Below are 22,493 nucleotides of genomic sequence, written 5' to 3'. Positions count from 1 at the left end.
GGCTAGCCCAGCCCGCGAATCAGGACGAAGACGCCGGTGATATGGAGCGCGAGCGGCACGATGGCGGTGAGAGCCAAAGCCTCGGCGCGTTCGAACCACACGAGCGTGGTCGGCTCGAGACGCGCGACGCGCGGTGCCCAGAGGCAGGCCGTCGCAGCTGTTGCAGCAATGAGGACGGCGGCGATGAGCAGGACCCACGTGCCAGTGGCAAAACCGGCACTCACGGCGATAACGGCAAGCGCGCAGAGGGCGATAACTCCGCCGGCGGCCCCCACCATGAGTAGCCACGTCCCGCGTGCCGAGGCGTGACGAGCGGCGTGGAGAAGAAAGGCGCCGCTCATCGCCGCGGCGAGTCCCGCGACCCAGCCACCGGGCAGACCCGCTGCGACGCCACGCACGAGGAATCCCAGTGCGGGTATGCAGGCGAGGGCACACGCGAGGAGAGCACCCTCGTAGAGCTCGCGGGCGCGCCGGGCACGGGAGTCAGCGAGAGGATCGAGGATATCCCCGAGCTCGTCTTCGGTGGGCTCCTCGCCGGCGGTGGGGAGCTGGGGTACGCGCAACCCCGCCGCGCGCGTGGCGAGCGAGGGACCGGCGAGGATGATGGCGACGCACGTGGCGAGGCTAAGCGCGGCTGCGGCGCTGGCGTGCCCGGGAGCATCGGCAAGCGAGAGGGCGGCGCGGGGACCGGACAGACCGGGCAGCAGGCCGCCGAGCCCGGCGATGCAGGCGAGCAGCGCGCCCGTGAGCGCAGCGCCGGCGAGCAACGCGGTACCCCGGTGCAGGACGTGGAGGAGACCCACCATCGTCGTCGCGGCGAGCGCGGCCGCGAGGAGTCCCAAGCGGGGCGTGCCCACCGCGAGACCCGCGGAGACCGCTGCGAAGGCGACGCTCGCGGTGCCGAGCGCGCGTGCCCCGGGTGCCCAGGCGTGGAGCACGAGCGCACAGGCTGCGGCCGTTGCGCAGGACGTGCCCCCGGCGAGGTGAAGCGGGAGGACGAGGCGCAGCGCGCCCGTGCCGAGCGCGGCCGCGAGCAGAAGACCGAGCACGGACCACGTCGCGGCGAGCGCGCGGGCCGGGGCGCCGGTGCCGACCGCGGCGAGGGCCTCCGCCGCGTCCCGGATGACGGGAGCGGCGGTGGGCGTGTGCGGGCGCAGGAGAATGAGTGCGCCATCGGAGAGCGGGGTCTCGCGCAGCGGCACGGTGTGATCGAGCGCGCGGCCGGCTGGTGTGACGGCGCGCCACGGCGTGGACAGCAGCGGCGCGCCGAGAAGATCGGTGACTTCGCCTAAGACCTCGTCGAGGCTGGCCTCGACGGGCAATGACACGTCGATTTGTTTGTGGAAGCGGCCGGCGTGCGCGCGGACGGTGACGCGCACGCTCGTAGCGGTCATCATGGCGGAATTTTCCCCCGGTATTTTTCGTGGTGGCGCCCCAGAAATGTTCTGGGACGGCTGGGCGTCCCCCTTGCCCAATGGCTCACATTGTGGCTTACTTGTAGGCGCATGTCCACCGCTACGGCGGCGGACGGGCCGTGAGCAGGGGGCTTACGGCTGGGGGATGCCGGTTGTGGGGTGGCCCCAGTACCTGGACCAGTTCTACGAGGGGGATTATTCCATGCCCGTGACCACCATTCCGCGCGCGCCGCGCGACCCGGCACCGCCGCTGCCCAGCGGCTCTTTACAGGCCGAGGCTGTGCCGGACGCCGCGAAGCCCAAGCCCGTGCCGCTCGTGCGTCTGTTGTTGCCCGTCGTCATGATCGTGGCCATGCTCGGCATGGTCGCGCTCATGGTGCTCGGCGGTGGCGGGCGCGAGCTCAACCCGATGATGCTCATGTTCCCGCTCATGATGCTTGCCTCCGTCGCGACGATGTTTGCGCCGCAGGGCTCCGCCGATGATCCGAACGAGCGGCGCCGGACCTACCTGCGGCACCTCAAGGCGTTGCGCGGCAAGGCGGAGGAGCATGCCGCTGCCCAACGCGCGCATGCGGTCCACCACCATCCGCGGCATGACCAGCTGGTCGCGTGGGTGGGCTCCAACCGCCTGTGGGAGCGCGACGCGCAGGATGACGATGCGCTCGCGGTGCGCGTGGGCGAGGGTGCGGTGGCACTGTGCACGCCGATTACCTTCCCTGATATCGACGCGCCCGAGGACGTCGATCCAGTGTGCACGGTAAGCCTGCGCCAGCTCGTCCATTCCGCGGGGCAGCTGCCGGGAATGCCCATCGTCATTCAGCTGCGTGCGTTTCGCTTCCTGGGTATCGGCGGTCCAAAGGCACGGGAGCTTGCTCGAGCGATGGTCATGGAACTCGCCGCAGCGCACGGCCCGGAGACGGTGGGCATCTCGGCGCTGGGGGAGGGCTGGGAGTGGCTCAAGTGGCTGCCCCACACGCGCGAGCCCCGGGCGGCGCGATATCACGTGCTGCTCGTCGACTCGGTGACGACAACGGGCCTGGAGGACTTCTTCCACGACGAGACGCTCACGACCATCATCGACGTGGGCGCCCGCCCGTCCACGGCGTTGGGCTTGCGCGCGGAGCAGGAGGGACTCTTCCTCGTCACGGATGTGACCGGGGCCTTGCGCGTTGTTACTGAGGCCGGCGATGAGGAGCTCGGGCTTGCCGATGCCGCCCCGGAGGCCGCTGCCTTGCACCTCGCCCGTCAGCTGGCGCCGTGCCGGCGCCCCGAGGGTGCGGTGTCCACCGCACGCGTCACGGACGGGGACTTGCTGCGGTTGCTGGGGCACCGGGACATCGGCGAGCTTGCCGCGCGTTTGTGGCCGGGGCGTGCGGGACGAGAAAGACTCAATGTGCCCTTGGGCGTGGACACGGACGGGGTGCCGGTATACCTCGACATCAAGGAGGCCGCGCATGGGGGCGCGGGCCCGCACGGTCTGTGCATCGGCGCGACGGGTAGTGGAAAGTCCGAGCTCCTGCGCACGTTCGTCACGGCTCTCGCGGCGACGCATAGCCCGGACGAGCTCAACCTCGTGCTCGTCGATTTCAAGGGCGGCGCGACGTTCTTGGGCTGTGATACCTTGCCGCACACGGCGGCGGTGATTACCAACCTGGAGGAGGAATCCATCCTCGTTGACCGCATGTTTGACGCGATTTCAGGCGAGCTCAACCGCCGCCAGGAACTGTTGCGCGCGGCGGGCAGCTTTGCGAACGTGGGCGACTTCAACGCCTCTGAGGATGCCGTCGCCCGGTACGGGCCGCTGCCTGCGCTCGTCATCATCGTCGACGAGTTCTCGGAGCTGCTTGGGCAACATCCGGACTTCGCGGACCTTTTCGTGGCGGTGGGCCGTCTGGGCCGTTCGCTCCACGTCCACCTGCTGCTCGCCTCGCAACGGCTGGAGGAAGGCCGGTTGCGCGGGCTCGATTCGCACCTGTCGTACCGCGTGGGTCTCAAGACTTTCTCCGCAGCTGAGTCGCGCCAGGTGCTGGGCATTACGGACGCCTATGCGCTGCCCACTAAGCCGGGCGCGGGCTACCTCAAGACGGGCGCGGAGGAACCCGCGCGCATGCAGGCCGCGTATGTCTCGGGTCCGCTTGCGCGCCGAGTCCTCGCCGCGGCGGACGGGCCAGTGCGCGGCAGGGTGACGCTCTTCCATAGCTGGGACGCGACAGGTGAGGCCTCTCCGCATGCGGCGGAGGAAGAGACGCAGCTCGACCACTCGACGACTTTGCTCGATGCCGTCGTCGACGTGGCGCGTGCCGAAGCCACCGCGCGGGGCCAGGCGGCGCACCGCATCTGGTTGCCGCCGTTGCCGCCTGTCATCGAGCTGCCGGAGGTTGTCGCGGGAGCCGAACCCGGTTCTGGGGCGGGCCTGGCCGTGGCGCTGGGCATCGTGGACCGGCCGTACCACCAGCGTCAAGATCCGCTCGTGGTGGACTTGGCTGCGGCGGGCGGGCACCTCGCCGTGTGCGGTGGCCCGCAGTCGGGGAAGTCGACGATGCTGCGCACCGTGGTCGCCGCGTTGGCCGCGGGCCGGTCACCGTCTGCGGTGCGCTTCTACGTCATCGACTGCGGCGGCGGGCAGCTCGCGACGCTCGAGCGCCTGCCGCACGTCTCCGGCGTGGCGACGAAGCACGAGCCGGAGAAGCTCCGCCGGATCGTCGACGAGGTGACACAGCTGGTGGCGGACGCCGCGGCTGACGCGACCGCGACTCGCTCGGGCGACGTCTTTCTCCTCGTCGACGGCTGGCACCACGTGGGAACTGCAGGTGCGGACTTTGAAGACGTCGGCGAGCGGCTCACTCAACTCGCCGCGGACGGGCCCTCTGCGGGGGTGCACCTCGTCGTTTCCACTCCGCGCTGGACGACCATGCGCCCAGCCGTGCGCGACCTCATCGCGCACCGCCTCGAGCTGCGTTTGGGCGAGCCCATGGATTCGCTCATCGACCGCAAGGCGCAGGCGGCATTGCCCGTCGCGCCCGGACGCGGGCTCACCCAGGACGGCGAGCCCATGCTCATCGCCCGCAGCAGCAACCAAGACCTGGCGCATATCGCAGACGTGTGGGCCGCAGTGGAGCCGGCGCCGCGTGTGCGACTTCTGCCGGAGGAGATTCTGCTTGCCGACCTCACCTGCGACGCGGCAGGAAATGCAGTGGGGATTCCGGTGGGCATCGGCGGGCCCCGCCTGGAACCGATGGCCTGGGACGATGCGGCGACAGGCCACCTGGTGTGCGTGGGCGCGCCGGGTTCGGGCAAGTCCCAGCTGCTGCGCACTGTCATTGCGGGAATCGCCGCGCGGGGCCGCGACGCTGCGCGTATTGTGCTCATCGACCATCGGCGCGCACACCTCGGCGCCGTCGAGGAGTCGTTGCTCGCGGCCTATTCCGCGCAGTCACTCGCCACCGAGGAAGCGCTGCGCGCGACGGCGACAACGCTACGCGAACGTCTGCCGGGGTCGGAGGTCACCGCCTCCCAGCTCGCGCGCCGCGACTGGTGGGAAGGGCCAGATATTTACGTGGTCATCGACGATCTTGACTTGGTTTCCGACGTCGCACTGCGGCCTCTCGTGGAGTTGTTGCCGCACGCCCAAGACATCGGCCTGCACGTCGTGGCCGCACGCAAGTCCGGCGGCATCGGCCGTGCGCTCTATGGCGGATTCCTGGCAGCACTGCGCGACCAGCTGCCCTGCGCGCTGGTACTCGACGCGGACAAGGATGAAGGCCCCATCTTTGGCATCAAACCGCGGCCCCAGCCTGCCGGCCGCGGCCAGTGGGTGGTGCGCAATGAAGACCACGGCCTTATCCAGGTAGCGCTTGCTACCGCCCCTGAGGAAGGAGCCTGACATGGCTGATCTCACTCTCACGGTGCTCGATACCGCCACCATCTACGAAGCGCATGAATCCATTTTCCGCTATGACCTCCCCGGCACTGGCGTCGTGGAAGGCTGGGCTTTGGCCGGTGTGGTCGAACAGGCCGCCAAGCTCGTGGGCCCCGCCTGGCCTTCCGTCGAGGTCATGGTGTGCGCCGACCCCTCGGCCTCAGCCGTGGGGCGCGAGGCCGTGGAGATCATCACTCGGCATATTCGCCTGGAGGGGGTGCGCATTATTGAGGACACTCCGAAGCCGTCGGTCGCGACGCCCTCTCGACCACGGACCACCCCGCCGGCGCCTGATGCGGGCGCGGCGCAGGAACCTCCGCGTTCTGTACGTGGCCGTCGGCGAAAGAGCGATACAAAGAAAACTGCGCGGAGTGGTCTGCGTGCACTCGGGATAGAACCCCTCCACCTCGGCGTGTGCGCCGTTGCCCTCGTGCTGGGCGGCGGTGCTTTGTGGGGAATGTTGCGGGTCGATTCGGATGCGGCGCCGAAAGCGGTCCCTGCGTCAACCCCAGCGTCACTCTCAGTCGTGTCGCCGCAGCCTTCTGTCCCGGAAAGCGCACGCATGCTCACGCCCACGAGCAGCGCCGTTTCAGCGGATGCCGGGGCGCCGGTGGAAGTAGCCGGCATGCGCCTTACCTTGCCGCGTGGCTTCGGGTGGACCGAGGATGCAGGGCTGGTCACGCTAAGCGGCCGTGATCCGCACCTGCGCGTGCTCATTGCCGCGGATCCGCTCTATTCCGTTCCGGGGCAGGCCATCCTCGATGAGGTCCGCGCACAGGTCGAGGCTGAGAAGGAGCTTTCGCAGCTTACGGAGACGAACGGCCGCGTGGCGTATGTCGAAGACCCCGGCGACGGGTCCATCGTGGCGTGGACGACGTGGATCGACAGCGACCATCAGCTCTCCGTTGGGTGCCACAGCAAGGAGACACCGACGGTCGCGCACAAGGCGGCGTGCCGGATTGCGACGGAGTCTTTAGAGAAACTGCCCTGAGCACAGGACCCTGTGGGCGCGCGGGAAAAGTTGTGCGCGGCAGGGAACCTTTTGCGCGGAAAGCCAGTCCAATACTCACGAGAAAGCACCCCGGGGGACAGAAACGCCGGGGGGAGCGCTCATCTGGTCCGGCGGCGTGTTGCCCTGGGCCAAGCCCGCTACTTCTACTCCATGTCTCGAAAGGACAATCATGACTCAGCTCTTTAGGACTGAAGCCGACGTAATGGTCGCCACTGCCGGCCGCGTGGACTCCACCAACTCCGAGGTCCAGGGTGAGCTCACCCGCCTCCAGGGCGTTGTGGACTCCGTGCGTTCCAGCTGGGACGGCCGTGCGCAGGTCTCCTTTGACAACCTCATGCAGCGCTACAACACGGCAGCCCAGCAGCTGCGCGAGGCGCTCACCGCCATCAGCGACAATATCCGCACGAATGCCCGCCACTTCGACACCACTGAAGACGAGAACGCACAGGCGTTTAGCGCCGTGGGCGGCGCGGGCCTGGCGCTGTAGCCACGGCGCATCAGCTGCCGCGCAGCGCACGCCGCGTCATTTACGCGCGGGCGCCACATAGAACAGTCACTCTTTATCTCACAGAAGGAAACTCATGTCTGCCATTAAGTACGAATTCGGCGCCATCTCCGGTGCCGCTGCCGATATCCAGTCGACCTCTCAGCACATCAACTCGCTGCTCGATGACCTCAAGTCTGTCATCGCTCCCATGACGTCCACGTGGGAGGGCGACTCCGCTGCGGCGTATGCAGCCGCCCAGGACAAGTGGGACCGCGCCGCCGCAGAACTCAACACCGTGCTCGCCACCATCTCCACCACGGTGGCCGACAGCAACGACCGTATGTCCGACGTCAACCGTCGAGCAGCGGCGAGCTGGGGATAGGTCGCGGCCCGTGCAGGCGAAGCGTTCTCGGTGCACCGTTAGAGGGAATGGACAAACGAGGGCATGCGTGATGGGGACGCTGCCTTGGATACGAGACGCACGTTCGCACGGACCGGGCTGAAACAATCGGCTACTGCCTGAACAAACCTGAAAATTACGCTGTATTCTTTCGCTTTCCTGCGGCCGCTGGGGCGGCCGCGCGCGGGCGGCGGGCTTACCTGGGGAGGGGCCCTCCGTGCCGGATGGCGAAGCGGGGAATACGGCGTTTTGGGTTTTAGCCGCTGGTCGGGTTAGAATTTTCATCCTGTGTGTTCTTCGCGCGCGCTGTGATGTGCTGCGCGAGCTTCCTCCTACAGGTCTCCACCGGCCGCTGCAGTGGGGAAGTCAAGGTTCACAGCGATGGCCGGCAGCCTACTTAAGAGACTTTTAAAGGAGTCATCTTGTCTACTTTCCACCCGAAGAGCGGTGACATCACCCGCCAGTGGTACGTCATCGACGCTACCGATGTGGTGCTGGGCAAGCTTGCTTCCACCGCGGCAGATATGCTGCGTGGCAAGCACAAGCCGCAGTACGCACCCAACGTTGATTGCGGCGACCACATCGTCATCATCAACGCCGACAAGGTCCACGTGTCCTCCAACAAGCGTGAGCGCGAGATGCGTTACCGCCACTCTGGCTACCCGGGTGGTCTGAAGACCATGACCCTGGGCCAGTCCCTGGACACCAACCCGGTCCGCGTCATCGAAGAAGCTGTGCGTGGCATGATGCCGCACAACAAGCTCAATGACGCCGCCGTCAAGAAGCTCCACGTCTTCGCAGGCGAGGAGCACCCGTACGCCGGTCAGAAGCCGGAGACCTTCGAGTTTAAGCAGGTGGCACAGTAATGACCGAGCAGAACATCGACAACAACGTAGCCGACGCTGCTGACATCGCTGCAGCTACCGCCGCAACCGAGGAGTTCACCAACACCATCGGTGACCAGCTCGCACCGGCCGCTGAGGAGACCGAGGCTGCTGCCCCGGCGTACTACGAGGGCCCGATCCAGACCGTCGGTCGTCGTAAGCGCGCCGTCGCCCGCGTCCGCATGGTCGCTGGCTCTGGCGAGATCGTCGTCAACGGTCGTCCCTTCGACAACTACTTCCCGAACAAGCTGCACCAGCAGGACATCCTCCTTCCGCTGACGCTGCTTGAGCGTGAGGGTCAGTTCGACATCAAGGTCACCGTCAACGGTGGCGGCCCGACCGGCCAGGCTGGCGCACTGCGTCTGGCCATCGCCCGCGCACTCAACGTCTACAACCCGGGTGACCGCGCTGCCCTGAAGAAGGCCGGCCTGCTCACTCGTGACGCTCGTGCCGTGGAGCGCAAGAAGGCTGGTCTGCACAAGGCACGTCGTGCCCCGCAGTACTCCAAGCGTTAATCTTCGCTCTTACTGCGTGTCTGCCGCTGCTTCCCGCGTGGAAGCGGCGGCTTTCGCCGTTTTCCAGCTCGCCCCACGGGCCGCTGGGTAGCATGACAGGCAGGGAGCTCATTCTCAACGCCTATTCCACCGTGCGCGAGGAGGTCCCCTTTATAGGACGCGGACCTGGCGCGCGATGGGGGCATCGGCAGCCTTGCGGAGTGGGCGCGGGAGGCCAACACATCGCCCTCTTTCCGGACGGGACGCTGCGCAATGCCGGGGGTGAGCACGTGCTCGACCCCTCGCGGCTCACGGACCCTACCTTCCACGGCGTTCCCCCTCCCGCCGCCGTGCTCGTCGCAGGAGATGTGCGAGGCGTGGGAGCGCGCCTTCTCGCTGCGGCGCTCCCAGGGTGCGCCGATCCCGGATACGGCGCGTGAGCTTACTGGGCAGGAAGAAGGCATCCTGCTTGAGCGCTACCACGCCTGTACGTGGTTCATGGAATCCCTCCCGCCGAGCTACGACCGCGTAGACCGGTCGACCTAGTAGCAGCACATCCAGAACCCGGCTCGCACGGCGTGCGAGGGGGCATGAGCAGGGGGTGACTCTGCCCTAACGTGGAGCAAGCTGCACCTACGGTGCATAATTGAACACATGACTCGACTCTTTGGTACCGACGGAGTTCGCGGCCTCGCGAACCAGAAGCTGACACCGATCTTGGCCTTGAAGCTGGGGCAGGCGGCCGCCGAGGTGTTCACGGGCGACCGCGAATCCTTCGAGCGCCGCCCGCTCGCCATCATCGGACGCGACCCGCGCGTCTCCGGCGAGATGCTCGACGCCGCCATCGCCTCGGGCCTCGCCTCCCGCGGTGTCGACGTGCTGCGCGTGGGCGTGCTGCCCACCCCGGCCGTCGCTTTCCTTACCGATGATTACGGCGCGGACTTCGGCGTCATGATTTCCGCCTCGCATAACCCCATGCCGGACAACGGCATCAAGTTCTTCTCCGCAGGCGGCCGCAAGCTCCCAGATTCTATTGAGGATCAGATTCAGGCCCAGATGGACACGCTCACCGAGGAAGGGCCCACGGGCACGAAGCTCGGCCGCGTCATCACGGAAGCCCCTGACGCCCGTGAGCGCTACTTGAAGCACCTCGCGGAGTCCGTCACGGTGGACCTCACCGGCATCAAGGTCGTTGTCGACGCCGCCAATGGTGCCGCCTCCAAGGTTGCCCCGCGTGCCTACGAGGCCGCCGGTGCCGAGGTCATCGCCATCCACAACAAGCCGAATGCCTTCAATATCAACGAGGACTGCGGCTCCACCCACATCGAAAAGACGCAGGAAGCTGTCCGCGAGCATGGTGCCGACCTGGGCCTGGCCCACGACGGTGACGCTGACCGCTGCCTCGCCGTCGATGCTGAGGGCAATGTCGTGGACGGCGACCAGATTATGGCGCTGCTCGCCGTAGGCATGAAGGAAGAAGGCCGCCTGCGTGATAGCACGCTCGTCGCCACGGTCATGTCTAACCTGGGCCTCAAGCTGGCCATGAAGGAACAGGGCATCACGATGATCGAGGCCAACGTGGGCGATCGCTACGTCCTCGAGGAACTCGGTAAGGGTGACTTCTCGCTCGGCGGCGAGCAGTCCGGCCACGTCGTGCTCCCGGCCAATGCCACCACCGGCGACGGCACGCTCACGGGTCTCAACATCATGGCCCGCATGGCGAAGACCGGCAAGTCCCTCGCGGAACTCGCTTCTGTCATGACTGTCCTGCCGCAGGTCCTCATCAACGTACCGGTCGCCGATAAGACGACCATCATGAGCAACTCTGAGGTCCAGTCCGCCATCGTCGAGGCCGAGTCTGAGCTCGACGGCACCGGCCGCGTCCTCTTGCGCCCTTCGGGCACCGAGGAGCTCTTCCGCGTCATGGTCGAGGCTGCCGATGCTGAGCAGGCCCGCAAGGTCGCCGGCCGTCTCGCCGCCGTCGTCGCCGCGGCTTAAGCCCCAGCTTTCCGATGCCGCCTCGCGTCCGCGCGAGGCGGACTTCGGCGTTTTCGGGTTATCGCGGCACGCGCATTCGGGTGCGTTGGAATGCTCTGTGCGGCGCTGACCATCAATCACGGCGGGCTGGGAACCTTTCGAGCGCTGTCACAGTCCAATAGGGGTGGATCAGAAAGACATACCGCTACCGCAGGAGGTTCCCAATGACTGATGTCTTCCTTGATGTGGGTGAGGACTCGCGCGCACTCCAGTCCGTGGCTGAGGGTGTTCGCGCAAGCCACACGCAGCACGCCGCGCTCACCCCACACTTTCCACCCCACGCGGCCGGCAAGGCCTTCGCCGGGCATGCCGCGCGCCTTCAGGCTGCCTTCATGACGGTGCACGAGCGCGGCGCCCTGCGTTTCGCTCACGCCGAGTCCGTCGCGCAGGCGGCCGTAGCCCAGTTCACCGCCGTCGGTGCGGCGGACGACGCTAACGCTGCGCAACTCCGTGGCGTGGGAGGAGCGTTATGAGCACTGCCGTCGCCTCGCGCCTGGGCGACTACGGACGCTCCATCGCCTTGTTCCAAGCCGCGACGGGCGGCGCCTACAGCGGCCCGTCCATGCCGTTGGGGCTGCTCCAGGAACTCGTGGGCTCTGCCGATGGCATTGATACCGGCGCGCTGGTCTCGTCAGTCGAGGCAGCCGTCGGCGTCCAACGCGCCGGCAAAGGCGGCAAGAGCGGTGCGGGCTCCTCGGGATCGTCTTCCGGCTCCGGCGCGTGGAGCTTGCTGCGTGACGTCATTCAAAAACTCGGCGTCGAACTCGCCGCGGGCTCCATCTTCGAATTCCTCGGCAACATCGAAGGCCTCGGCTCCGCTGACGCGCAACAGCGCGAGGAGCTCGTGGACCAGGCAGGGGAGTGTGCCTCCGCCATTGACGATGTCGTCCACGTGTCAGAAACCTCCATCGAGGAAATCCTCGGCGCCGCCATTCCTCTACTCGGCACGCTCACCTCGCTCGTCTCCAAGATTCATCCGCTGGCGCGCGCTCTCGTGCCCATCATCGCTTCCGCGGGCGATGAGATTATCGAGCACACCAACGGACTGATCGCGCAGACCTGTCGCGACCGCGATGACACCATCGAGCGCTGCTACGACGCCCTCGAACACTGCTGTGAACAGGCTTGCTCCACCGAGCTGCCCACCCGTGTTCCCGACGCGGCAACCTGTACTCCGCCGCCCGCATGCCCGACCCTCGCGCCCGTATCCGCGCCGCCGGCCTGCCCCACGCAGGATTCCATTTCCGGCACGGCTCCGGCTTCGGCACCCGCATCTGCGCCGGCTCCTGCGCCGCCCGCGCCGGTGACCCCGCCCTCTCCGGCAGCGCCGCCACCCGTCACCACACCCGCGAGCACCGCACCAGCATGCCCGCCGCCTGCGCCTTCCCAGCCTGCGCCTGCCGTTCCGACCCCGCCCTCTCCGGCAGCGCCGCCACCCGCGGAGTGTGCACCGCCTGCGCCGAATCAGCCACGTACGACGCCGAGCTCGACGCCGCCCACGCCACGTCCTGCCGTGGAACCCCAATGCACTCCGCCAGCGCCTCATGAGTGCGAGTGCCCAGAGCCTGCGGAGGCCCATGATGACTGCGTCGACCGCCCCGCAACGCCAAGGCCAGGAGAGACGAAGCCTCCTGCCGATTGTGACACGGTGCCGGCGCAGGAGCCCGTGGTTGTCGAAGAGTGCCTTAAGGACGAACCAGTCGCGCCCGAGCCTGCCGTCGAGTGCGAGGTCGAAACGCAAAGCGACTGCGAGGAGACCGGTGTCGACATCGGCGCCCTGTGCTCTGGATTCCTTGGTGGCTTCGGCGTAGGTGTGGCCATCATCGGAACTGGCTTGCTCATCGCCGCGGCCGTGGACTTTGTCTCTCACCTCGAATTGCCTGATCTCGCTCCGGAACCCGCACCCGAGCCGGCCCCTGAGCCCGCGCCGCAGCCTGAGCGCGCACCAGAGCCGCCCGCTCCTGCCTCAGTGAAGAAGGAGGACGGTGTTTATACGCCGCCGGCTGAGCTAGACGACGTGCAAGAGCCTGCACCGCCGCCCAAGAAGCTGGCGCATATGGCAGGCACTACCGGTGCTGCGCAGGCAGGGGTGCCGGTCGCAGACACGCCCGCCCCTGCGGCGCCCGCGCAGTCCGATGCTTCACCCGCAGCTCCGTCCTCCGCACCAGCGCCCGCTGCGCCGGTGCCTCCTCCTGGAGGTTCGTCCTCTCGTGCTCGAAAGGCAGGTCAGTGGTAATGACTACGAACTTTGATGAATTCGCACGCGCCTTCCGCGAGCGGACTGCTCGCCGGCTTTTGGAATTTGAAAAGACGCTGGCGAAGGCACAAGACGATATTGAGAAGGCCGTGCACGACGCCCGCGATGAAGTGCGCCAGCGCCCGCCCAGCCACGCGAACGGTCCTGTGGAAGCACCCGCGGAGACTCGGCATGCAGCCGGTGCACGTCCGTATGCGGCGCATCAGACCCGTGGCACTCAAGGTCGCGTGAAATCGGTGTTGCGCCGGCAGAGTGTTATGTCCGTAGAGATAAGTCGAACCCCGCGTCCCTCGCATCGTTGTGATGCCAGGAACGTGGGGTTCGGCGTTGTCGCGGAAGTGCCGCGAAGCACAAGGGCCTAGTGGTACTGATCGGCCTTCTCTGCGAGCTCCTCACCCAGCAGGGAGTGCACACCCTTGGCCGTAGCGTCTGCCTCGGCGAAGTCGGAGTACTTCTTCTCATTGCCCAGCGTGGCGAGGAGGAAGCCGACGAGCAGCGCGCGGGCGGTCTCACGCGGACCGGACTGGAAGATGCCGGTACCGAACGCCAGCTTTTGCATGGTGTTTTCTGCGAAGCCCGGTTGTGTGCCCTTGTCGAGCTCGCGGTAGACGGCCGTGCCGCCCCAGCTCTGTGCGAGCTTGGCCGGGTTGCCCGCGGAGAGGAAGTCATCCAACTTGGAGCCGATGACGAGTCCCGGTGCCTGCACCGAGCGGGCAGCGGTTGTCGCGGAAGGCGAGACCGTGGCGGGGTAGAGGGCGCCCACGGCACGCACCTTTTCGTTATTGGCTGCTGCGAGCACTGCGGCACCGCCGCCCATGCCGTGGCCCACCATGCCCAAGCGGCCCGGGGAGACGGTGATATTGCCCTGACCCAGCTTCACGCCCGCGGCAATCTGCAGTGCGGATTCCATGTCGGCGACGAGGCCGCGGACGTTGGGCACCAAGCCATTTTCGGTGTCCGGTGCAACGACCACAATGCCCCAACTGGCCAGGTGGCGCAGCGTGGAGTGGTAATGCTTGATATTCGTGCGCCAGTCGTGACCAAAGGCCACGGCAGGCAGTGCTTTCCCCTCAGCAGGGGTGTACACCTTGCCTTCAAGGCCGGCGTAGGAAAGATCGCCAGTAAGAACGCGGTACGGGCCACGCTTGGACAGGGTCGCTAGATGCTTCTTCAAATTCGCAGACACGCTACCCAGGATAGAGGAAGAAGTGTAGGCATTGGGCGCAAAGAGCGATAGAAGCGATTTTTGCATCGAGTCAGCACAAGGGCGGGCACGTAGAGGGGTGATTTTCGTTCCCCAAGTGCCTACTCCTCTATATAGGGGATTATCAGGTAACATCTGCAACTATGTGTGGAATTGTTGGATACGTCGGTCACTACTCTGATGACCGCGAATACTTTGCCCTTGACGTTATTCTCGAGGGATTGCGTCGACTCGAATACCGCGGCTATGACTCTGCTGGTATCGCAGTCTTCGCGGATGGAGAAATCGGGTGGCGCAAGAAGGCCGGTAAGGTCGCTGCTCTCGAGCAGGAGATCGCGGCACGCCCGCTCAAGGACTCCGTCTTGGGTATCGGCCACACCCGCTGGGCAACCCACGGTGGTCCAACGGATCTCAACGCGCACCCGCACGTTGTCGATGGCGGCAAGCTGGCCGTCGTCCACAACGGCATCATCGAGAACTTCGCCGAGCTCAAGTCCGAGCTCACGGCGAAGGGCCACAACTTCGTGTCGGAGACCGACACCGAGGTCGCTGCGACGCTGCTGGGAGACATCTTCCACAACGAGGCCAACGGTGACCTCACCCGCGCTATGCAGCTCACCGGCCAGCGCCTCGAGGGTGCGTTCACCCTCTTGGCCGTTCATACCGAGCAGGCAGACCGCATCGTCGCTGCCCGCCGCGACTCGCCGCTGGTTATCGGCCTGGGCGAGGGCGAGAACTTCCTGGGCTCGGACGTCTCTGGCTTCATCGACTACACCAAGTCCGCCGTCGAGATGGCCAACGACCAGGTCGTGACCATCACGGCCGACGAGGTCACCATCACCGACTACAACGGCAACCCGGCCGAGGGCAAGCCGTTCGAAATCAAGTGGGATGCCGCCGCTGCCAAGAAAGATGGCTTCAGCTCCTTCATGGAGAAGGAAATCCATGACCAGCCGGCCGCCGTGCGCGACACGCTTCTCGGCCGCTTTGACGAGCAGGGCAAGCTCACGCTCGACGAGGTGCACATCGACGAGTCGATCCTTAAGTCCATCGACAAGATCATCGTCATCGCCTGCGGTACCGCCGCCTACGCTGGCCACGTGGCCCGCTACGCCATCGAGCACTGGTGCCGTATTCCTACCGAGGTCGAGCTCGCTCACGAGTTCCGTTACCGCGACCCGATCGTCAACGAGAAGACCCTCGTTGTCGCGCTGTCCCAGTCGGGTGAGACCATGGATACCCTCATGGCCGTGCGCCACGCACGCCAGCAGGGTGCGAAGGTCATCGCCATCTGTAACACGCAGGGTTCCTCCATCCCGCGCGAGGCAGACGCTGCGCTCTACACCCACGCTGGCCCGGAGATTGCCGTTGCGTCCACGAAGGCGTTCCTGGCGCAGATCACCGCGACCTACCTGCTCGGCCTCTACCTGGCGCAGCTGCGCGGCAACATGTTCGCCGATGAGGTCCAGAACGTCATCTCTGAACTGCATGCCATGCCGGACAAGGTTCAGAAGGTCATCGACCAGGAAGACCAGGTCTACGCGCTGTCCAGGTCCATGTCGGATGCAGACTCCGTGCTCTTCCTTGGCCGCCACGTGGGCTTCCCGGTCGCGCTCGAGGGCGCGCTCAAGCTCAAGGAGATCGCGTACCTGCACGCTGAGGGCTTCGCCGCCGGCGAGCTCAAGCACGGCCCGATCGCTCTTATCGAGGAAGGCCAGCCGGTCTTCGTTATCGTGCCGTCCCCGCGCGGCCGCGACTCGCTGCACTCTAAGGTCGTCTCCAACATCCAGGAGATCCGTGCCCGCGGCGCGATTACCATCGTCATCGCCGAAGAGGGCGACGAGGCAGTGGAGGCCTACGCCAACCACATCATCCGCATCCCGGAGGCACCCACGCTCATGCAGCCGCTGCTCGCCACCGTGCCCCTGCAGATCTTCGCGTGCGGCGTCGCCACCGCGAAGGGCTACGACGTGGACCAGCCGCGTAACCTGGCCAAGTCCGTGACGGTCGAGTAATCGCGCACGAGCGCTCGCAACTCGTATGAGTCGCGTGGAAATTCACGATTTTCGCGCAACTCATACGAGTTTTGTGTTTTCGCGGTCCAGCAGTCCGTGCTCGCGGGTAACAGTGGCACAATAGACGCCATGTCACAGTCCACTGTTCAGCCCCCACTTCGCACCCGCGTCGACTTGGGCGCGATTGCGCACAACGTTTCCACCATCAAGGACATGGTGGGGCCGGACGTCAACCTCATGGCCGTCGTCAAGGCGGATGCCTACGGCCATGGCGCGTTGGAGGTTGCGCGCGCCGCCGAGCGCGCGGACGCCTTTGGCGTAGCGACGGTGGCGGAGGCGCTGGAGTTGCGCGAAGGGGGCATCGGCAAGCCCATTTGCGCGTGGATCTGGAATCCGGAGGACGATGTGTCCACCCCGTTGGCCGCGCGCGTTGACCTGGCTATTCCGAGCCTGCGGCACCTGGGGGTGCTCATCGAGGCGCAGGTGCCGGCACGCGTGTACCTCAAGATCGAGACGGGCTTGCACCGCGCGGGCCTGGATCCGGCTGAGTGGGAGGAGGCCTTCGCGCTCGCCCGCGACGCAGAGCACCTCGAGGTGCTCGGGCTCATGTCGCACCTGGCGTGCGCAGACGAGCCGGAGAATGACTACACAGATTTCCAGGCCGCGAATTTTGCCCGGGCCCTCGAGCAGGCGCGCGCGGCGGGCCTGGAGTGCCCCGTTAACCACCTGTGTAATACGCCGGGCACGTTCACGCGGCCTGACCTGCGCTACGAGCAGGTGCGCGTCGGCCTGGGCATCTACGGCTTGGAGCCCATCCCCGGCCAGGACCATGGCTTGATTCCCGCCATGATGTGGGCGGCGACCACGATGGCCGTCAAGCCCATCGCGGCGGGGGAGGGCACCTGCTACACCATGACGTGGCATGCGGAGCGCGATGGCTACCTCGCCAACGTGCCGGTGGGCTACGCAGACGGCCTGCCGCGCGCGTTCCAGGGCAAGCTCCAGGTGGGCATTGGCGGACACCTCTATCCGCAGGTGGGTCGCGTGTGCATGGACCAGATTGCCGTTGACCTCGGCGACAACCCGCACGGCGTGCGCCCCGGCGACGAGGCCATTATCTTCGGAGGGGGCGGCATGTCCGCCACGGAGCTTGCCGATGCCGCCGGCACCATCAACTACGAAGTCATTTGCCGCCCCACGGGGCGCACCGTCCGCCAGTACGTGGGAGGAACACATGCGTAGCAGTTTTCCGCAGGAGGGCCGCCGCCAGTTCGCGACGGCGGCTGACACCCAGGCCTTCGGCGAGGAGCTCGGAGCGGCATTGGAGGCGGGCGACCTAGTCATCCTCGACGGGCCGCTGGGCGCGGGGAAGACGACGCTGACACAAGGCATCGCGCGCGGCATGGGTGTCAAGGGGCGCGTGACGTCCCCGACCTTCGTCATCGCCCGCGAGCATCGGTCGCTGGGGGAGGGACCGGCGCTCGTCCACGTCGACGCGTACCGTCTCCTCGACGATTTCGGGGCGGGCTCCGGCGACCCGCTGGGAGACCTCGACGCGCTCGACCTGGACACGGAGCTTGAGGACGCTGTCGTCGTCGCAGAATGGGGTGGCGGATTGTTAGCCCAACTGTCAGACGCGTACCTCTTTGTGGGGCTGGATCGTGAACCTGAGAATCGGACAGAAACGGGCGCAGATACACGCGAAATCACGTGGCGCTGGGTAAACGCGGGAAATTAAGCTATCAAGTACAGGCGTCCTGTAGGCGACCTATATAAGTGATAAGTATCCCATAGTCCCAGGTTGACGCGGGATTATTGATTAAGTCAAACTGGGATGGTGTTAAATTTCCTCGCATCCAATCCGCTCTTCGCGCTGTTTCTCATCATGGCGGTCGGCCTGGTGATCGGAAAAGTAAAGGTATTCGGAATCTCCCTCGGCGCCGCAGCCGCCATGTTTGTTGCGTTGGGTTTGTCTACGGCAAACCCCGACATCCAGATTCCGGCCTTTGTCTACCAATTTGGTCTCGCCATCTTCGTCTACGCCATTGGTTTGGGATTCGGCCCGTCCTTCGTCCGCGACTTTAGGAAGCGCGGCTGGAAGCTGACGGTCTTTATGATCGGCATGCTCATCGCGCTCGTTGCCGTGGGCTACCTCCTCATCACTGTCTTCCACCTCAAGGTCCCCGTCGCCGTGGGTATGTTCGCCGGCTCCCTGTCGTCCACGCCTGGTATGGCTGCTGTTGTCGACATGCTCGGCAACTCCGAGCCCGTCGTCGGCTACTCGCTGGCGTACCCGGGCGCGGTCATCGGCGCGATCATCGTCGCTGCCGCGGGCGCCATTATCCTCAAGGTCGACCACGAAAAAGATGCGCGCGATGAGGGCATGGTTCCTTCGCCGCTCATCTGGAAGGCGGTTAAGCTCACGCGCGACTTCCCGGACACCGCGGGCCACATCGACCGCGTCACCGGACAGACGGTCGTCGCCACCCGTTTCATCCCAGACGCTGACCACCACCGTCTCGCCATCCCGGAAATGCCGCTCGAAAAGGGCGCGGTCTTTATGATCAACGGCACCGAAGAGGCCGTCAACGCCGCCATCGAGGTCCTGGGCGTGGAAGAAGACGTCGAGCTCACCGAGGACGCTGGCCTGCTCTACACCCGCGTCACGGTCTCCAACCCGGAGATTGCCGGTAAGCGTATTCGCGACATCAAGGCGCTGGACCATGGCTTCATCATCGCGCGCGTGCGCCAAGGCGATATCGACATCGTCCCGCACGCGGATACCGTCCTTAACTACTCGGACCGCGTCCGCGTCGTCACCGCTCCGGAGCGCCTTCCCGCCGTCAAGAGCTATCTCGGTAACTCCGAGTCCGCACTGGGCAACGCTGACCTGCTGTCCATGTCCATCGGCCTGACCCTCGGTATGCTGCTTGGCCTTATCCCGATTCCGATCCCCGGCGGTACGACGCTGCAGCTCGGCTTCGGTGGCGGCCCCATCGTCATGGGTCTCTTCCTCGGTTACTTGAACCGCACCGGTTCCATCAACTGGCAGATGCCGTTCCACACGCGCCAGGCCCTGTCGACCCTCGGCCTCACCTTGTTCCTCGCGGGCGTCGGTACCTCCGCAGGCGCCTCCTTCCGCGCGGCGCTGACGGACCCGGCATCGCTCAAGGTCATGGGCGTCGGCCTCATCATCACCCTCATCTCTGCCATCGGCATTGGGCTTATCGGCATGCTCGTCTTCCGCCTCAAGTGGGACGAGGCCATGGGTTGTGCTGCCGGCATGACCACCAACCCCGCGGTGTTCAGTTACCTGCAGGGCCAGACGAAGACGGACCTCGCCAACCGCGGCTGGGCCACGGTCTATCCCACGACGATTATCGGCAAGATTATCGCCTCGCAGGTGCTCCTCGTCCTTCTCATGTAAAACCAATCGCTTATGACCCCGTCGCGTCCCCGTTACGCGGCGGGGTTTCGACATGCTTGTGGCCTGGCGAGTACCATTTAGGGAAGTTTGCACCCCCATGTACTCGCATTTATTAAGGAGCGCACCCCTTTATGAATAAGGTCGGCCAAGCCATTACCACCCTTGTCATTGGTCTTTTCGCCATCGCCCTCGTGGGCATGATTGCGATGAGCGCCACGCGCCCGGCCCAGCCGGTCGACCGTACCTTCGCCGAGGCCGTCGAGACCATCGACGACGCGAACCTCAATGCCACTGCGCTCGCCGTCGCCGACGTGTATGGCGAACAGTGGGTCCAGTTCCTCAACCTGTGCCCGGGCACCACCCCGGACGATATCCGCAACGGTCTTCAGGTCAACCCGGAGGACCTCGGCATTACCGAGACCGTCCCGGCAGGCACCAACTACATCGTGGCGATGAACACGGACCAGCAGTTCTACGCGGAGAAGATCTCCATGGACAAGGTCGACATCTGCACCACCGTGGGCCAGCTGCCCATGTCCAACGCCGCGTCCATGATTCCGCTCGCCAAGACGCCTGAGGGCCAGTGGGTGTTCGCGGGCTAATGCGCGTTCTCGCTCTCGACACTGCCACGACCGATCTGGTCACCGGCCTCGTCGATCCTTCTGATCCCGCCGCCCCCCGCGAGCGGATCGTCACCGACACCCGCGCGCATAATGAGCAGCTCGTGCCCACCGTCGAGGCCTTGCTTGCCGATGCCTCCTTGACCTACGCCGACCTCGACGCCCTCGCCGTCGGCTGTGGTCCCGGCCCCTTTACCGGTCTGCGCGTGGGCATGGCGACCGCCCAGGCCTTTGGCCAGGCCCTCGGCATTCCTGTGGTGGGCGTGTGCTCCCACGACGCCATCGCGCACCAGCTCGCCGCCCTCGGCGAGTCCGGCACGTGGCTCATCGCCACTGATGCCCGCCGCAAGGAGGTCTATTGGGCGACCTATGAGCTCGCGGGGGACGGAGTCCACCGCCTCACCGAGCCCTCCGTCTCCAAACCGGAAGCGCTCGCTGAGGAGCTCGGCGACATCACCGTCGACCACATCGTGATCCCCGAGGCCATCGCCCCGCGCTTGCCCGAGGCGCTCGCCGCGCTCCCGCGCGAATGGGACACCCCGCGCCCCGCAGGGCTCGTCGCCGCCGCAGCTGCCGATGCCGCCTCCCGCGGCCAGTCGCTCACCACACCCGCCGCCGACGTCCCGCCGCTCGTGCCGCTCTACCTGCGCCGCCCCGACGCCGTGCCGCCGAAGCCCAAGCCGCGCTCGGCAGCCCTCCCGCCGCTGCCGCAGGATTCTTCTGAGGCGAAGTAGATGTTCCTGCGCGAACTCACCGACGCTGACGCCCCGCGCTGTGCCGAGCTCGAAGTCCAGCTCTTTCCGGGGGAGACCCCGTGGAGCACCGAGGTCTTCCTCGCCGACTTCGCTCAGCCGCACACGTTTTACTTCGGCGTCCAAGACGGCGAGCCCGACGGGGACGGCGTGCTTCTCGGCTACGCCGGGCTCGCCATGATGGGACCCGTCGCCACCCCGGAATTCGAAATACTGACCATCGGCACCGCGCCCGAGGCCCAGCGCCGCGGCGTCGGCCGGCTCATGATGGAAAATATCTGCCACATCGCGGACCTCAAGGACGCGCCTGTATTCCTCGAAGTCCGCGTGGGCAATGACCCCGCCATTCGTATGTACGAGGCCTTCGGCTTCGAGCTGATGGGTCTGCGCCGCAATTACTACCAGCCGTCCGGCGCCGACGCCCACACCATGAAGCGCGCAGCGTGCGCCGCTGGTGCGTCGCACGATAACACTGAAAAGGAATAAACATGTTGGTCCTGGGAATTGAATCCTCCTGCGACGAGACCGGCGTAGGCATCGTCGAGCTCGACGGCGACGGGTACATGGATATCCGCGCCGACCAGGTCGCCTCGTCCATGCAGCAGCACGCCCGCTTCGGCGGCGTCGTGCCCGAGATCGCCTCGCGTGCGCACCTCGAGGCCATGCCGCAGGTCATGCGTGCCGCGCTCGACGAGGCCGGTATCGACAAGCCCGACGCCGTCGCCGCGACCGTGGGACCGGGACTGGCTGGCGCGTTGTTGGTGGGGGCATCGGCAGCCAAGGCGTACGCCGCAGCCTGGGGCGTGCCCTTCTACGGCGTCAACCACCTCGGCGGTCATGTTGCCGTCGCTAACCTCCAGGGGCAGAAGCTGCCGCACTCCATCGCGCTGCTCGTCTCCGGCGGCCACACGCAGATTCTCGAGGTCGACGCCGTGGGAAAGCCCATGCGCGAGCTCGGCACGACCCTCGATGACGCCGCCGGCGAGGCCTACGACAAGGTCTCGCGCCTGCTCGGCCTGGGCTACCCGGGCGGCCCGGTCATCGACAAGCTAGCGGCCCAAGGCGAAGCGAATATCAACTTCCCGCGCGGTCTTTCCCGTGCCGAGGACCTGCGCGGTGAACACCGATACGACTTCTCGTTCTCCGGCCTGAAGACCTCCGTCGCCCGCTACGTGGAGAAGGCCGAGCGCGAGGGCCGCGTCGTCTCCGTCGAGGACATATGCGCGTCCTTCCAGGAGGCCGTCGCGGACGTACTCACGCACAAAGCGATGCTCGCCCTTGAAGACACCGGCGCGAAGGTCATGCTGCTCGGTGGCGGCGTCGCGGCGAACTCTCGCCTGCGTTCGCTCGCGGCGCAACGCTGCGCGGCCGCCGGCGTCGAGCTGCGCGTCCCGCCGTTCCGCCTGTGCACGGACAATGGCGTGATGATCGCCGCCGTCGCCGCCCAGCTCATCCACGAGGGTGCGCAGCCTTCGGGTCTGGCCTGCGGTACGGACACGGCGCTCGAGGTCGAAACGCCGCTCGTCCTGCCGGTGGGGTAGCGGCCGACGCTGTGTTCCTTACACAGCGT

Annotated in this window: 21 protein-coding genes; 19 read left to right on the top strand and 2 right to left on the bottom strand. The window is 66.2% G+C overall.

Annotated elements, in window-relative coordinates:
* Nucleotides 1-2: 2 nt before the first annotated feature.
* Nucleotides 3-1,397 carry a type VII secretion integral membrane protein EccD gene (gene eccD, locus HMPREF2559_RS02055; RefSeq protein WP_070539397.1) on the bottom strand — a complete coding sequence of 465 codons (1,395 nt, stop codon included), beginning with the start codon at nucleotides 1,395-1,397 and terminating at the stop codon, nucleotides 3-5.
* A gap of 220 nt (nucleotides 1,398-1,617) precedes the next feature.
* Here eccD and eccCa point away from each other — a divergent pair, with 220 nt between their 5' ends.
* The 11 genes from eccCa to HMPREF2559_RS12290 all read left to right on the top strand — a co-directional run bounded on the left by eccCa (nucleotide 1,618) and on the right by HMPREF2559_RS12290 (nucleotide 13,267).
* Nucleotides 1,618-5,298, top strand: coding sequence for a type VII secretion protein EccCa (eccCa, locus tag HMPREF2559_RS02050; protein ID WP_070539404.1), 3,681 nt, complete (start codon nucleotides 1,618-1,620; stop codon nucleotides 5,296-5,298).
* Nucleotide 5,299: 1 nt separating this feature from the next.
* The gene (locus HMPREF2559_RS02045; RefSeq protein WP_070539394.1) at nucleotides 5,300-6,325 is read left to right on the top strand and encodes a type VII secretion-associated protein; all 1,026 of its coding nucleotides are present in this window, start codon (nucleotides 5,300-5,302) and stop codon (nucleotides 6,323-6,325) included.
* Nucleotides 6,326-6,515: 190 nt separating this feature from the next.
* Nucleotides 6,516-6,833: a WXG100 family type VII secretion target gene (locus HMPREF2559_RS02040; RefSeq protein ID WP_066486252.1), complete on the top strand. Its 318-nt coding sequence runs from the start codon at nucleotides 6,516-6,518 to the stop codon at nucleotides 6,831-6,833.
* Between the two features lie 94 nt (nucleotides 6,834-6,927).
* Complete coding sequence (locus HMPREF2559_RS02035; protein WP_066486245.1) at nucleotides 6,928-7,215, top strand: WXG100 family type VII secretion target; 288 nt, start codon at nucleotides 6,928-6,930, stop codon at nucleotides 7,213-7,215.
* Between the two features lie 440 nt (nucleotides 7,216-7,655).
* Entirely contained in the window at nucleotides 7,656-8,099 is a 444-nt protein-coding gene (rplM, locus tag HMPREF2559_RS02030) for a 50S ribosomal protein L13 (protein WP_066486240.1), read from the top strand.
* Entirely contained in the window at nucleotides 8,099-8,632 is a 534-nt protein-coding gene (rpsI, locus tag HMPREF2559_RS02025; RefSeq protein WP_066486232.1) for a 30S ribosomal protein S9, read from the top strand. The genes rplM and rpsI overlap by 1 nt, the downstream gene beginning before the upstream one ends.
* A 345-nt stretch (nucleotides 8,633-8,977) precedes the next feature.
* Entirely contained in the window at nucleotides 8,978-9,157 is a 180-nt protein-coding gene (locus HMPREF2559_RS02020; RefSeq protein ID WP_068801215.1) for a hypothetical protein, read from the top strand.
* 108 nt (nucleotides 9,158-9,265) lie between these two features.
* On the top strand, nucleotides 9,266-10,609 hold the full coding sequence (gene glmM / locus HMPREF2559_RS02015; protein ID WP_066486221.1) for a phosphoglucosamine mutase: 1,344 nt from the start codon (nucleotides 9,266-9,268) through the stop codon (nucleotides 10,607-10,609).
* A gap of 203 nt (nucleotides 10,610-10,812) precedes the next feature.
* Nucleotides 10,813-11,121 carry a hypothetical protein gene (locus HMPREF2559_RS02010; RefSeq protein WP_066486210.1) on the top strand — a complete coding sequence of 103 codons (309 nt, stop codon included), beginning with the start codon at nucleotides 10,813-10,815 and terminating at the stop codon, nucleotides 11,119-11,121.
* On the top strand, nucleotides 11,118-12,884 hold the full coding sequence (locus HMPREF2559_RS02005; protein ID WP_066486203.1) for a hypothetical protein: 1,767 nt from the start codon (nucleotides 11,118-11,120) through the stop codon (nucleotides 12,882-12,884). The genes HMPREF2559_RS02010 and HMPREF2559_RS02005 overlap by 4 nt, the downstream gene beginning before the upstream one ends.
* Nucleotides 12,884-13,267 carry a hypothetical protein gene (locus HMPREF2559_RS12290; RefSeq protein WP_210387024.1) on the top strand — a complete coding sequence of 128 codons (384 nt, stop codon included), beginning with the start codon at nucleotides 12,884-12,886 and terminating at the stop codon, nucleotides 13,265-13,267. The genes HMPREF2559_RS02005 and HMPREF2559_RS12290 overlap by 1 nt, the downstream gene beginning before the upstream one ends.
* Here the strand turns inward: HMPREF2559_RS12290 and HMPREF2559_RS02000 are convergent.
* On the bottom strand, nucleotides 13,264-14,091 hold the full coding sequence (locus tag HMPREF2559_RS02000; RefSeq protein ID WP_066486345.1) for a poly(ethylene terephthalate) hydrolase family protein: 828 nt from the start codon (nucleotides 14,089-14,091) through the stop codon (nucleotides 13,264-13,266). The genes HMPREF2559_RS12290 and HMPREF2559_RS02000 overlap by 4 nt on opposite strands.
* A gap of 161 nt (nucleotides 14,092-14,252) precedes the next feature.
* Here HMPREF2559_RS02000 and glmS point away from each other — a divergent pair, with 161 nt between their 5' ends.
* The 8 genes from glmS to tsaD all read left to right on the top strand — a co-directional run bounded on the left by glmS (nucleotide 14,253) and on the right by tsaD (nucleotide 22,464).
* Nucleotides 14,253-16,124, top strand: a complete 1,872-nt coding sequence (gene glmS / locus HMPREF2559_RS01995; RefSeq protein ID WP_066486196.1) for a glutamine--fructose-6-phosphate transaminase (isomerizing) — start codon at nucleotides 14,253-14,255, stop codon at nucleotides 16,122-16,124.
* Nucleotides 16,125-16,253: 129 nt separating this feature from the next.
* Entirely contained in the window at nucleotides 16,254-17,366 is a 1,113-nt protein-coding gene (gene alr / locus HMPREF2559_RS01990) for an alanine racemase (protein ID WP_066486194.1), read from the top strand.
* Nucleotides 17,359-17,862, top strand: coding sequence for a tRNA (adenosine(37)-N6)-threonylcarbamoyltransferase complex ATPase subunit type 1 TsaE (gene tsaE / locus HMPREF2559_RS01985; protein ID WP_066486192.1), 504 nt, complete (start codon nucleotides 17,359-17,361; stop codon nucleotides 17,860-17,862). Before alr ends, tsaE begins: the two co-directional genes overlap by 8 nt.
* 99 nt (nucleotides 17,863-17,961) lie before the next feature.
* Entirely contained in the window at nucleotides 17,962-19,551 is a 1,590-nt protein-coding gene (locus HMPREF2559_RS01980; protein WP_066486341.1) for an aspartate:alanine exchanger family transporter, read from the top strand.
* 131 nt (nucleotides 19,552-19,682) lie between these two features.
* On the top strand, nucleotides 19,683-20,153 hold the full coding sequence (locus HMPREF2559_RS01975; protein WP_066511076.1) for a hypothetical protein: 471 nt from the start codon (nucleotides 19,683-19,685) through the stop codon (nucleotides 20,151-20,153).
* A complete protein-coding gene (gene tsaB / locus HMPREF2559_RS01970) occupies nucleotides 20,153-20,905 on the top strand; it encodes a tRNA (adenosine(37)-N6)-threonylcarbamoyltransferase complex dimerization subunit type 1 TsaB (protein ID WP_066486183.1) in 753 nt (250 codons plus the stop codon). The genes HMPREF2559_RS01975 and tsaB overlap by 1 nt, the downstream gene beginning before the upstream one ends.
* Nucleotides 20,906-21,409 carry a ribosomal protein S18-alanine N-acetyltransferase gene (gene rimI, locus HMPREF2559_RS01965; RefSeq protein WP_066486181.1) on the top strand — a complete coding sequence of 168 codons (504 nt, stop codon included), beginning with the start codon at nucleotides 20,906-20,908 and terminating at the stop codon, nucleotides 21,407-21,409.
* A gap of 2 nt (nucleotides 21,410-21,411) precedes the next feature.
* Nucleotides 21,412-22,464 (top strand): tRNA (adenosine(37)-N6)-threonylcarbamoyltransferase complex transferase subunit TsaD, encoded by a 1,053-nt coding sequence (tsaD, locus tag HMPREF2559_RS01960; protein ID WP_066486174.1) that lies wholly within the window; start codon nucleotides 21,412-21,414, stop codon nucleotides 22,462-22,464.
* Nucleotides 22,465-22,493: the final 29 nt, after the last annotated feature.

The organism is Corynebacterium sp. HMSC072G08 (genome assembly GCF_001809185.1).
GTDB lineage: Bacteria > Actinomycetota > Actinomycetes > Mycobacteriales > Mycobacteriaceae > Corynebacterium > Corynebacterium phoceense.
The sequence above is the reverse complement of the archived record's forward strand: the minus strand, read 5'-3'. Positions and strand labels throughout refer to the sequence as shown.